Consider the following 12,386-nt stretch of genomic DNA (forward strand, 5'->3'; position numbering starts at 1 on the left):
AAATACTGCCTAATAGGACTTTTTCCTCATGGATATGAACGAAATCAAGGAAATTTTCTTCCAAGAATGTGAAGAACAACTGACAGAACTGGAAACAGGTCTTCTTGCCATGAATGATGGTGACGATGACCCTGAAACGGTGAACGCGGTGTTTCGTGCAGTTCATTCCATTAAAGGCGGTGCAGGTGCATTTGGTTTAGACGACCTTGTGGCGTTTGCCCACGTATTTGAAACAACACTGGACTGTGTTCGCTCCAACAAATTGGATCCAGATGAAACCGTCATGAAGGTCATGCTCAAATCTGCAGATGTCTTGGCAGATTTGACCGCAGCAGCCAGAGATGGTGGCACTGTTGATCCAGCGCGTTCTTCAACCCTTGCAAAAGACCTTGAAGCACTTGCAAATGGCCAACCTCTGCCGGACGGAGAAGCTGCGCCAGAAGCTGCGGCTCCTGCCCCTGCACCAGTTGCCGAAGAGCCTGCTCCGGTTGCTGAAGAGGCTGAGCCTGCTCCAACAGATGATAGTGGGTTCCAACCCGTTCCATTTTCTTTTGATGACATGGACGAAGCCACTGTTGAAGAAGCTGCTCCGGAAATTGTAGATGGAAACGTATTTACAATTGAGTTCAAACCAAATGCAGGTTTGTACGCCAAAGGAAATGACACAGCATTACTATTTAGAGACCTCGCTCAACTTGGTCAGATGGAAGTGCGTTGTAATTCTGATGCATTGCCTGATCTTGAAGGTATGGACCCGGAAGATTCGTACCTGACATGGAGCGTGACGCTTACAACTGAGAGCGATGAAGATGCAATCCGCCAAGTATTTGAATTTGCTGAATGGGATTGTAAACTTGAAGTAACAGCAGGTCGCGCTGATTCAGATGATGATGGTGAAGAAGCTCCAATGGTACCTGTTCCATTTGATCTATCTATGTTGGGTGAGCCCGAAGAAAAAGTTGCACCTGCACCTACTCCGGTAGCTGAGGCACCTGCTGCACCAACGCCCGCACCAGCTCCAGCTGCTGCTGCGCCACAAGCTGCAGCACCTGCACCGGCACCGGCAAAAGAGCCTGCAAAAGCTGCATCTCCTATTGCAAAAGAACCTGTTAAAAAACCAAAAGTTGCTGCGGTCGCGCCGACACAGCAAATTCGTGTTGATTTGGATCGTGTTGATCGCCTGATCAACTTGGTTGGTGAGCTTGTCATTAACCAGGCTATGCTTGCACAAAGTGTTGGCGAGAGCGAAGAGACCGTTAGTGGTCAAGGCAACAATATTAATCTTGGTTTGGATGAGTTGAACCAACTCACACGCGAAATCCAAGATAGTGTGATGGCAATTCGTGCGCAGCCTGTGAAACCTGTTTTCCAGCGTATGTCACGTATTGTACGTGAAATCGCCGATATGGTTGGGAAAAATGTGCGCTTGGTCACTGAAGGTGAAAATACCGAGGTTGATAAAACCGTTATCGATAAGCTTGCTGAACCGTTAACTCACATGATCCGCAACTCGGTGGATCATGGTCTTGAATCTGCTGAAGATCGAAAAGCAGCAGGTAAAGACCCTCAAGGCATGGTGAAACTTTCTGCGAAACACCGTTCAGGCCGTATTGTTATTGAGATTGAAGATGATGGTGCAGGTATTAACCGCGAACGTGTGAAACAAAAAGCCATGGATAATGGCCTTATTACCGCTGAAAGCAATCTATCTGACGAAGAAATCGATAACCTGATCTTCCATCCTGGTTTCTCAACAGCTGAGAAATTATCAGATATCTCAGGTCGTGGTGTCGGCATGGATGTTGTGAAAAAGTCCATTCAATCGCTAGGTGGACGTATTTCAATTCAATCCAACCCGGGTAAAGGCTCAATTTTCTCAATGAGCTTGCCACTCACATTGGCGGTTCTTGATGGCATGGTTGTATCGGTTGCCGACCAAACATTGGTTGTGCCACTAACAGCAATTGTTGAAACGCTACAGCCGGAGAAATCAGACATTCATGGATTTGGTGCAAAACAGCGTTTGATCGCCATTCGCGAAACATTCTGCCCGCTCGTGGACGTAGGAGAAATCTTAAATTTCCGCGATGAGCCTGCTGATCCAATTGAGGGTGTTGCGCTTCTCGTTGAAAGTGAAGGCGGTGGTCAACGCGCGCTTATGGTTGATGCAATTCAAGGGCAGCGTCAGGTTGTTATTAAGAGTTTGGAATCAAACTATTCTAACGTTCCAGGTATCGCTGCTGCCACAATCCTTGGTGATGGGCGCGTGGCGCTTATCTTGGATGTCGACATGATTGTTTCAGCGTCCAAAGGCCAAAGTCTTGCTATTGAAGAATTAAAGTCAGCTTAAGGACAAATTTTGTAATGAGTATTTCGAGTTCAATTATGTCAAATGGTTCACCATCAGAACAATTGGTTTCTGGTGAGTCTCCGCTGACGCGTCGTGATCTGTCAGATATTGCTGATATGATTTACGCAGACGCTGGCATATTCTTAAATGAAAGCAAGGCTTCACTTGTTTATTCGCGTCTTTCCAAGCGTTTAAGAAAAATTGGTCTTTCAAGCTTCAGACAGTATTGCGAACTTGTAGGTTCAGAACGCGGTGCAGAAGAACGCCGTGAAATGCTGTCGCAATTGACGACAAACTTTACAAAATTTTATCGTGAACGCCATCATTTTGAGCATCTTGCAAGCGATGTACTACCTGCGTTAATCAGTCGTGCGAAAGCAGGCGGTCGGGTAAGAATTTGGTCATCAGCTTGCTCGTTAGGTCATGAACCTTATTCGCTTGCTATGACTATTTTGTCGATGTTCCCAGATGCCACGAAATACGATTTTAGATTGCTTGCATCCGATATCGACCCGAAGGTTGTCGCCTCTGCAAGTGAGGGTATTTACACCGCTGATGCGATTGAGCCTGTTGGGCAGCAGTTTCGTAAAGAATATTTCAATGATCTTGGTCAGGGAAAATTCCAGGTCAAAGATCATGTTAAGGATCTTATTTCCTTTAGAGAACTAAATCTCATCGCGAACTGGCCATTTAAGGGTAAGTTTGATGTTATTTTCTGCCGCAATGTTGTGATCTATTTTGATGATCCAACGCAGGCAAAAATCTGGCAGCGCTATTCAGATGTGCTTTTAAAGGATGGATATCTGTATATCGGCCATTCAGAACGCTTGTCTGGTCCTGCGAAAGCGCGCTTTGACAATGTAGGCGTGACAGCCTTTAGGTTTAAGGGGTAAATCGCCATGCTCAATAAAGTTAAAGTCCTTGTGGTAGACGATTCACCTACAATGCGCGGTCTTTTACGGGCAGTGTTAAGCGCTGATCCTGAAATTCAAGTTGTCGGTGAAGCTGGTGACGCAATGGAAGCGCGCGGCGCGATCAAGTCGTTAAACCCAGATGTGGTCACACTTGATATCGAAATGCCGAACATGAATGGCCTTGAGTTCTTGGAAAAGATCATGACCCTGCGCCCGATGCCAGTTATTATGGTTTCAACGCTGACACATCGTGGTGCACAAGCGACATTATCTGCGCTTGAGATTGGTGCATTTGATTGCATTGGTAAACCAAGCCCAGGTGATAGTACCCCATTTAAGGGACTTGCTGATGTGGTAAAAGCTGCGGGACGTTCGAAGCGAACTTCTTATGCTAGCCCAGCATCTCAACCAAGTCAGCCAGCTAAGCAGCCGGGATATGAAAATTACATCCCTGCACGGAAGATTATTTCAATTGGTTCTTCAACCGGTGGTGTTGAAGCGCTTATTCAGGTGATTTCAAAATTCCCTGCAAATTGCCCGCCAACGGTCATCACACAACATATGCCCCCAGCGTTTACTGGTAGCTTTGCCGCAAGATTAGATCGTCTTTCAGCACCTGTTGTGAAAGAGGCGGAAGATGGTGATCGTCTTGAAGTTGGTAAGGTTTTACTTGCCCCGGGTGGCACACGCCAGATGGAAGTTGTTAATCAAACAGCGCCGCGCATTAGCCTTATGGAAGGTGATCCGGTCTCCGGACATTGTCCATCTGTAGATGTTTTGTTCAGATCCGTTGCGAAAATCGCAAGAAAGAACGCGGTTGGTGTAATTTTAACCGGCATGGGCCGAGATGGTGCTAGCGGGCTATTAGAAATGCGCGAGGCTGGTGCTCGCACAATTGGCCAAGATGAAAAATCTTGTGTCGTTTATGGAATGCCGAAAGTAGCGTTCGAGATTGGGGCGGTGGAAACGCAGCATCCAATCGGAGAAATCACAGATCAAATATATAAGTTAACTGCAGTTAGAAGGGACAGGGTAGCCTAATGTCTATTGCACAAAAAATAAAAGTACTGATCGTCGATGATCAGGTAACCAGCCGTCTACTTTTGGGAGAAGCGTTGCAATCGCTTGGTTTCAAAAATATCACGGTCGCAGCCGATGGGGCACAAGGTTTGAAAATCATGCAAACTCAACCACATCATTTGGTTATTTCTGATTTCAACATGCCGAATATGGATGGCCTAGGCTTCTTGGAAGGTGTTCGTAAAAACCCTGCCACGCAGCGCGCAGCATTTATTATGCTGACAGCGCAAGGTGATCGCGAGCTTGTTAAAAAAGCTGCAGCGCTTGGGGCGAACAATGTTTTGGCCAAGCCATTTACAATTGAAAAAATGAAGGCTGCTATCGAAGCAGTGTTTGGAGCGCTTTAGAGAATGGACGCGCGGGGTAAACGAGTTCACGTCATTCAAGGCGAGTATCAGGTCACTGACGATCCAGAAGTAGTTTTGTCTACTATCTTGGGTTCATGTGTTGCTGCTTGCATGCGTGATCCTGTTGCCGGTGTTGGCGGGATGAATCATTTCCTTCTTCCCGGTGATGGTGGGCAAACAGGCGGCGGCGAAGTCGCACGCTATGGTGTGCACCTTATGGAGTTGTTGATCAATGGACTTTTGAAAAAAGGTGCAAGCCGTGATCGTATTGAAGCTAAGATAATCGGTGGTGGCAAGACTATACCCGGTCTTTCTAACGTCGGTGAGAAAAATGCAATCTTTGCCAAGTCCTTTCTTGAAGACGAAGGCATCATGATTGTGGGAACAAATGTCGGCGGTGATCACGGACGCAAGTTGGAATATTGGCCAGTAAGTGGCCGTGCACGTCAATGTATCCTTAATGGTAACGAAGCTGAACGCGCAGTTGCACGTGAGCGTAAACCAATTCCAAGGGCTGCTCCGGTTGCTGCACCTAAGGATGATATTGAATTCTTTTGATCGAAATTTTGAGTACTAGTTTGTAGAGGACGCGTATATGTCAAATGCTTTAGAAAAAAATAGCGGTGAATTTCATGAACCGCTGACAGAAATACTGTCCCGGGTCGGCGCAGAGATGCAGGATGTTGCTGTATTGATTGAACGGCTTGAACCGATGCTTGAATGTGAAAAGGTTGCGAGCTCCGTTGATGCAATGGAACATATGAAACTTCTTCAAGGTATCGATTTGGCAGTGCAAAAGGCACGCGGATTGGCAGATTTTGTGGATGCAGTTTCAAATGACGTCAGTATCGATAATCTTGTCGATATCAATACAGCGCTAAATTTGATCACGTTGTCTGATTTGAAAAAGCGACTATCCTCGAACACGCAAACAGTGGTTTCTGCCGATACGTATGAAAAAGCGTCAGGTGATCTCGATTTCTTTTAGAAACCATTTTCCTGTTTAATTGCAGCCATTTGGCTGCAAAATCACACAAGATTATAGATCTATATTGTCTGCTCGGCGGCTATAGATCGTCAAAGCGCCATACTCACGCAAGTTTCAGCAACTAACTTGGGGTTCGTTGTGATCTCTTTAGTGGTTGTGGAATGAATCTGGTCAATCAATTATCACAGATTGGTAATAACCTATCTGAACTTGGACAAGGGCGCTTAGCTGCATTAGGCGGTATCGGTGCTTTCGCGGTAATTCTTATTATCGCAGCAGGACTGTTTTTAAACAAACCCGCTGCTGAATCTCTCTATATAGGGCTTACAAGCGACGATATTAATTCCATCGGCATCGCATTATCAGAAGCTCGCATCGATTATGAAGTCGGTTCAGACGGTTCGAGCATTAAAGTTGCAGCTGGTACCGCATTGCAAGCACGCGCTATTCTCGCCGAACGCGGGCTACCAAATAGTTCAAGTGCAGGATATGAACTTTTCGATGAAGTGGGATCATTAGGCCTTACAAGCTTTATGCAGGAAGTCACCCGCGTACGCGCACTTGAAGGTGAGATTGCGCGAACCATTCAGAAAATTAACGGCATTAACGCCGCCCGTGTTCACATTGTAATGGCTGACACCGGTAACTTTCGCAGTGGCGAGCAAAAACCATCTGCTTCCGTAATGGTCAAAACCGGGAATGCGGTTGCTCGTCGTTCCGCAGATTCAATCAGACATCTTGTTGCATCATCAGTGCCCGGTCTAACGGTAGATGAAGTGACGGTGTTAGATTCCACCGGCAAATTGTTGGCGTCAGGTGATGATTTTTCCAACAGCACCCTTAATCGCTCAATGTCGATTGTTCAAATCATCCAGAACGAAGTTGAAAACAATATTGATAAAGCACTTTCGCCATTTCTTGGGATTGATAATTTCCGCTCAAGTGTAATGGCGAAGGTCAACACTGATACCCAGCAGATTCAGGAAACAGTTTTTGATCCTGAATCACGTGTTGAAAGATCGACACGTGTGACACGTGAGAACCAAACATCAAATTCTACAACATCAGATGCACCGGCAACCGTTGAACAGAATATACCTGATCAAACACCGGAAGCGGGCGGTAATTCACCATCGTCTAGCGAATTGGCAGAGCGTAAAGAAGAGCAAACCAATTATGAGATCAACTCAAAGGTAACTCAAACTGTCCGCAATAGTTATGATGTTCAAAAGCTTTCAATTGCAGTTGTCGTGAACGATGCACGGGTAAAAGAAATGTTGGGCGCTGAAGCGACCCAGGAACAAATTGATGATTATTTGGCTGAGTTGCAGCAGGTCATTGCAACAGCAGCAGGTTTGGATACGGAGCGCGGAGACGCAATCAAACTGACGACTATGGAATTCCTTGCAACTGAAATGTTGGCCGACTCAATAACCACCGGCGGCTTTATGGAAGTGTTGATGGCTCAATTGGGAACCATCATCAATGCGATTGCATTTGTAGCTGTGGCCTTCCTTTTGGTTTGGTTCGGTTTCCGCCCAATCTTAAGTGGTGGTGCATCATCTGGTGCCGCGGCAGCAGGTGGTGGCGATGCAATTGCGGGCCTTGATGATATCGATGGTTTGGAATTGCCTGACTTCTCTCCTGGTGCTGGCGGTATGGATGGTATGCCAGGTGGTCCTGCATCCATGGAAGGCTTTGGCGCTGACTTTGGCTTTGACGCTGATGCTGAATTTGGTGGTGGCGAAGATGGTGGCAGCGGTGATGGCGTTGTCATTGAAGAGGGTATGAGTTTCACTGGCCGCGTTAAAGGTGGTCCTGAGAAGAGACTTTCATCCATGGTGGAAATCAGTGAAGAACGGGCTGCAAAAGTACTGCGCAAATGGGCTGTAGGTGATGCCGCATAGTAGCAGATTTCACGTCATCAAAATCAATTAAAAGTTTTAAATTCAAAATACAACAACTAATGTAGCAGTCTCTTATCAGTAGATTTGCGGCTTTTGTAGTTGAAGTGATTCGGCTTAATACTAAATCATTAGTATTAATTGACTAAATCTCATTTCATATTTAGATCTATTTTGGAATATTCAGCGCGTTTTTTGCTCTGTTTATGAAAAATAAGAAAAAATAATTCATCGCTATTTTGATTTTTTTGTGAATTTTTATAGATCTGCTCTCATATTCAATCGATCTGCATTTTTCTTGAAATGAAATTTTATCTACATGTAATTTTATAAAAAATAAAACCAAATTGAATGATTTATTAGTTATATCATCTAGATAATGATTCAAATCGTGTTATTATTTAAATCTGATTTGTAAAGTACTCAAAGATACCTATAGATTTTAGTAATTCTATTGGTGATACTTATCGAATGAGTAGGTCCGTTGGCGGCGATGTAATAGGAAGGGAACTATTTAATCGAAATTACAGCACTGGGTGACTAAGCTGTAAATTAGGGGATGGTTATTTTGTCATGTGGCAGACATTAAATAACATAAAATCGAAGGGCAGCTGTGAATTGTGATGCTTGAGAACACGACCACCATTGATGAATTGGGTGTGGAAGTGATGACCCGCGGGGATTTTTTCGAGCAAATTTGTAACAGTGCATCTTCAGACCATATCAGTGACGGGCTCGATATTGCGTGTAAATTTATCAGCAGCAGCGCCTATTTGCTTCTGCGCGACGACGGATCTGAGAATTTTGTTATTAGCTCCAATTGGCCATATGATTTAGCAAAGAATTTGGGCCAAGCCATCGTATCCGAGAGATCCGATTTCATAGAAAACCTTCCACCACAATCTGCATTTGAACCGAGCTTTTTCGATGCAAGCGAACAGTTTAGAATTCCAAAACAGTTTGCCAAACAGATTTGTATATTACCGCTAACTTGTGGTGATCAAAAATTCATTATTTTGTTCTTGTTCGCACCAGGTACATCAATCGCCCAAGAACGTCTACGTGACGCAGCACTTGCATGCTCTTACCATATTTCAGAATTCGTAGTTTCTGGGTCGGCTGAAACCAATCAGGCAGAACTCACAGATCGTGAGATGGAATGCCTGTCTTGGATTGCGAAAGGTAAAACCAGTGATGAAATCGCACTCATTATTGGAATCTCGCGAAATACGGTCAATAACTACATAACAAGTATTATGAACAAAACCGCGACGAAGTCGCGCGCAGAGGCTGTGGCAGAGGCTGTGCGTGGGCAATTGATTTAGGGTTCTGGGAGCATAGCTGATGAAAGATTTGGAAACGACATGGTCCGCTGATTCAGCAACACATTGGGAAATTGGGGGCAATTTAAATGTCAACAAATCCAAGGCCGATTTTTTCCCGAAAGCTGTCGAACTTCAAAAAAGAATTGATGCTGCTGGCTTTGCAATCGTCGTCAACAGCCGTGCGATTAATGATGTTGCGCCACTTAAAGTGATTATGAGCAATTCAAGTTTTGAACGTGATGAGAATGCAAATGCTGTTATCGAATGCATGGGCTCCGCGCTTTCCGCTCAGATCAACAAATCATCAAACCCAGTTTATTGGACCGCAGATGACCAGGCGGCGGAATTTATTACGAGCAAGGGGCCAGCTAAGCAAATTGATGCGCATGGCGCGCCAATAAATGGACTGGCATTTCCAGTTCACTTAGGCGGAAAACAATCGGGTATGGCGATTTATTTTTCACCATCGATCAAGATTACACGCGAAATGCTGATTGATATTCACCGCAAAGTCTTTGTCATTTTACGAGAACTTTTGAAAATAGAGATGTTGGCTCGCACTGATTCTGTCTCAATCAACGTTCGTGAGACAGAATGTTTGCAACATGCTGGGAATGGTTTGACCAGTGATGAAATTTCAGAGATGTTGAATTTATCAGTGCATACGGTCAACGCCCATTTAAGTTCTGCGACAACAAAACTCGACAGCGTTAACCGAATTCAAGCGATTGCAAAAGCAATACGCCTTGGTCTAATCACCTAAGCGGATTAAACAGCGCGATAAGCCTCTGGGATTTCTGGCATTTTATGCATGGAGAATGCAGCATTCTCCAAGCTTTGCCTCAGGAAAGTAGCGCTTTCTTCTAAATCCATAAAGCTCTCCTGAAATTCAATGTGACTGATTTCAATGCCGCAATAGTCTTTTTCAAGAGTCAGCCGCACAAACACTGTCACCAAATTGGGGTGGATTTCGAGGTCGAGTACAATTTTTGGATTATAATCCCAGTCAACGACATAGTCGCCACCGGATCCCAACTTCACTGTTTCCGGAAGAAAATAGAGTTCAGCAGCTGAAGTTACCAATTCAGATAAACTTGCATGACGTTCATATTTTAGCATCGCAATGAGGTCTGCGATATCGATCAATCTTAATTCACGAGCAACTGGTGCAAGTGCTTGAGCAACAATTTTTTCATGTTCATGACTGTGTGGTGTTTTCTTCATAACTGGATACATACTTCTTTCAACAAGGAAGCCACGAGATGTTAAACGGCAAAAGCAATCAGCCTTACAGTCAAACCTTGTGGGTTAAACATTACATTTCGCTCTAAAATACGACCGGAATCATGGTCGCTAACGGCGCGATTGATCATATATTCGATGAATTAGTTCGGCGACTGCCTGATAAAACTCCGATGGAATTAAAGTACCAAGCGAGACTTGCGCAAACATTGAGCGTGCAAGTGGTGGGTCTTCAAAAACAGGAATTTCATGTTCTTCTGCAATTTCTCTTATGCGCAGCGCGATCAGGTCTTGACCCATGGCTACAACAATAGGTGCGCCGGTTTCTTCAGCGTCATATCTTAAAGCAACTGCATAGTGGGTCGGGTTTGCCACAACCAAAGTAGCACGCGGTACATCCGCCATCATCCGTTTGCGCGCGCGATCTCGCGCTAAAGATCTTTGACGCGCTTTGACCATCGGATCACCATCGGATTGTTTCATTTCATCCTTGATTTCCTGCTTGGTCATCCGCAAGTCTTCATACCAAAAATGACGCGTTGCAAATATATCGATGATTGCCAGAACAGCAGTTGATAATAAAACGATGATAAAAATCGTGATTGTATGCTCAGAAATAATTTGCGTGATCGCACCCGGATCCACATACATGATTTGCAAAATATCCATGAAATCACTGCGCATAACAAGCGCGATAATTAGCGAGATCACCATAACTTTGGCCAGGTTTTTTGCAAATTCAACCATGCCTTTTTTACCGAAAATACGCCCAAATCCTGCTGGAATGGATAACCTGTTCCATTTGGGTTGAACGCGATCAAGTACGGGGCGTGGAATGTTTTGAAAAATTGAAGCAGCAAGACCAAACGTCATCAAAATTGCAAAGGCCGGCAAAAGAATGATGCTTGCTTCCCAAAATAAATGTTTAAAAATGGCAAGCGCATCTTCACCTGTGATAATGCGCCAGTCTTCGGGCTTTTCAAAAATTCCCTTTAATCCATATGTCACGCGACCGACGCTAGAGGGAAGGAAAAACACAACAAATAACAGAGCACCTAGTACAGATGCAAAGGCTGGAACTTCCCTGGCAAACGGGACGTTACCCTTGTCAAAGGCATCGCGGATCTTTTTCTCGGTGGGGTCTTCGGTTTTGGAGTCTTTGTCTTCATCACCGGACATGGGACCAACCTTATCGCATGATTACGAATCGTTAGATTACACTAACACTAGGCGGCTTGTTTGTCTTCCCGAAGTCGTAATTTGTCTTCACCAGCTAAACGAATAGCTTCTTGCGTGATCGAGCGGCGCGCAACTGCAACTTCTGCAGGTTTACCCAAATCCCCGTTCCCAAGTTCTGACTCGATCATTCGGCGTTGACGTGCGCCAATTGCTGAAAGCACAGCTTCCTGCATCTCTGGCGATGTGCCACGCAATGCGAGCGTGATAACATCTCCATTAATGTCATTAAATAAAGTAACGCGTGATTGCTGAGACATGAGTAATAGATCATCAAACAGGAAGATCCGTGGTTTAACTTTATTTGCAGTATCAGCGCTGCGGCTCTCTAATGCGCCCAATAATGATTCAACAACGGGTTTGTCCAACTCGTTCATGATGTCAGCTACTTTGACCGAACCAGTTGCGTTTTTCTCAGCGTTGATTTCATCAACAAGCTCGCGAACTTTGCCCTCAATAATTTCAGCAACACGCGGGTTGATGTCTTTCATATTCACAGCACGATGAACAATATCAACACGCTTCTCTTCCGGCATTTTCATCAAAGTTTTGCCAGCAAATGAAGATGGCAGCATAGATAAGATATATGCAGATGTCTGCGGGTGTTCGTTTTCCAAGAACTTGTAAACTCGGTCCGGGTCAGCTTCATTCAGCTCATCCCAAATCGTTTGCGTAATGGCTTGGAATTCTGTTTGGCGACCTAAAAGTCCATCGACTTCATCGGGTGTCAAACCTTCTTCAAGAATACTTTCCATCACTTTGGCATTGTCCATAAGGCCAGTACCTTCACTGAACAATTCCTCAAACTCGGTGACGAGCTCTTCCAACTCTTGCGGAGGAATAGGACGCAGTTTCTGCGCTTTATCAATAATGACTTGTAATTCGCCCTGCTCAAAGAATTTAAGCAATTTACCTGCTACAGGTTTTCCCATCGCTAAAAGCACAGCAGCGGCTTTCTCAGGGGAGAGAGTTCTTTCGAACTTCCCGTTTGAGCATCATG

Annotated in this window: 11 protein-coding genes and 1 pseudogene; 9 read left to right on the plus strand and 3 right to left on the minus strand. The window is 44.9% G+C overall.

Annotated elements, in window-relative coordinates; translation table 11 throughout:
• Window positions 1-28: 28 nt before the first annotated feature.
• From ACZ1GZ_RS05200 to ACZ1GZ_RS05240, 9 genes are all read left to right on the plus strand, one after another.
• Entirely contained in the window at window positions 29-2,350 is a 2,322-nt protein-coding gene (locus tag ACZ1GZ_RS05200; RefSeq protein WP_472667414.1) for a chemotaxis protein CheA, read from the plus strand.
• Between the two features lie 14 nt (window positions 2,351-2,364).
• A complete protein-coding gene (locus tag ACZ1GZ_RS05205) occupies window positions 2,365-3,243 on the plus strand; it encodes a protein-glutamate O-methyltransferase (RefSeq protein WP_472667415.1) in 879 nt (292 codons plus the stop codon).
• A gap of 6 nt (window positions 3,244-3,249) precedes the next feature.
• Window positions 3,250-4,305: a protein-glutamate methylesterase/protein-glutamine glutaminase gene (locus ACZ1GZ_RS05210; RefSeq protein WP_472667416.1), complete on the plus strand. Its 1,056-nt coding sequence runs from the start codon at window positions 3,250-3,252 to the stop codon at window positions 4,303-4,305.
• The gene (locus ACZ1GZ_RS05215; RefSeq protein ID WP_472667417.1) at window positions 4,305-4,691 is read left to right on the plus strand and encodes a response regulator; all 387 of its coding nucleotides are present in this window, start codon (window positions 4,305-4,307) and stop codon (window positions 4,689-4,691) included. Before ACZ1GZ_RS05210 ends, ACZ1GZ_RS05215 begins: the two co-directional genes overlap by 1 nt.
• Before the next feature lie 3 nt (window positions 4,692-4,694).
• Entirely contained in the window at window positions 4,695-5,249 is a 555-nt protein-coding gene (locus ACZ1GZ_RS05220; protein WP_472667418.1) for a chemotaxis protein CheD, read from the plus strand.
• A gap of 37 nt (window positions 5,250-5,286) precedes the next feature.
• A complete protein-coding gene (locus ACZ1GZ_RS05225) occupies window positions 5,287-5,679 on the plus strand; it encodes a hypothetical protein (RefSeq protein ID WP_472667419.1) in 393 nt (130 codons plus the stop codon).
• A gap of 161 nt (window positions 5,680-5,840) precedes the next feature.
• Window positions 5,841-7,586 (plus strand): flagellar basal-body MS-ring/collar protein FliF, encoded by a 1,746-nt coding sequence (gene fliF / locus ACZ1GZ_RS05230; RefSeq protein WP_472667420.1) that lies wholly within the window; start codon window positions 5,841-5,843, stop codon window positions 7,584-7,586.
• A 620-nt stretch (window positions 7,587-8,206) separates the two neighbouring features.
• Entirely contained in the window at window positions 8,207-8,908 is a 702-nt protein-coding gene (locus tag ACZ1GZ_RS05235; RefSeq protein ID WP_472667421.1) for a helix-turn-helix transcriptional regulator, read from the plus strand.
• 19 nt (window positions 8,909-8,927) lie between these two features.
• Window positions 8,928-9,671, plus strand: coding sequence for a response regulator transcription factor (locus tag ACZ1GZ_RS05240; RefSeq protein WP_472667422.1), 744 nt, complete (start codon window positions 8,928-8,930; stop codon window positions 9,669-9,671).
• Between the two features lie 5 nt (window positions 9,672-9,676).
• Here the strand turns inward: ACZ1GZ_RS05240 and ACZ1GZ_RS05245 are convergent, their stop codons facing one another.
• The 3 genes and pseudogenes from ACZ1GZ_RS05245 to ACZ1GZ_RS05255 all read right to left on the minus strand — a co-directional run.
• Window positions 9,677-10,132, minus strand: a complete 456-nt coding sequence (locus ACZ1GZ_RS05245; RefSeq protein WP_472667423.1) for a hypothetical protein — start codon at window positions 10,130-10,132, stop codon at window positions 9,677-9,679.
• Between the two features lie 129 nt (window positions 10,133-10,261).
• Entirely contained in the window at window positions 10,262-11,329 is a 1,068-nt protein-coding gene (gene flhB, locus ACZ1GZ_RS05250) for a flagellar biosynthesis protein FlhB (protein ID WP_472667424.1), read from the minus strand.
• 47 nt (window positions 11,330-11,376) lie between these two features.
• Window positions 11,377-12,345, minus strand: a pseudogene (locus ACZ1GZ_RS05255) (flagellar motor switch protein FliG); the annotation flags it as partial.
• Between the last annotated feature and the right edge of the window lie 41 nt (window positions 12,346-12,386).

The organism is Lentilitoribacter sp. JB5-8, from assembly GCF_055693385.1.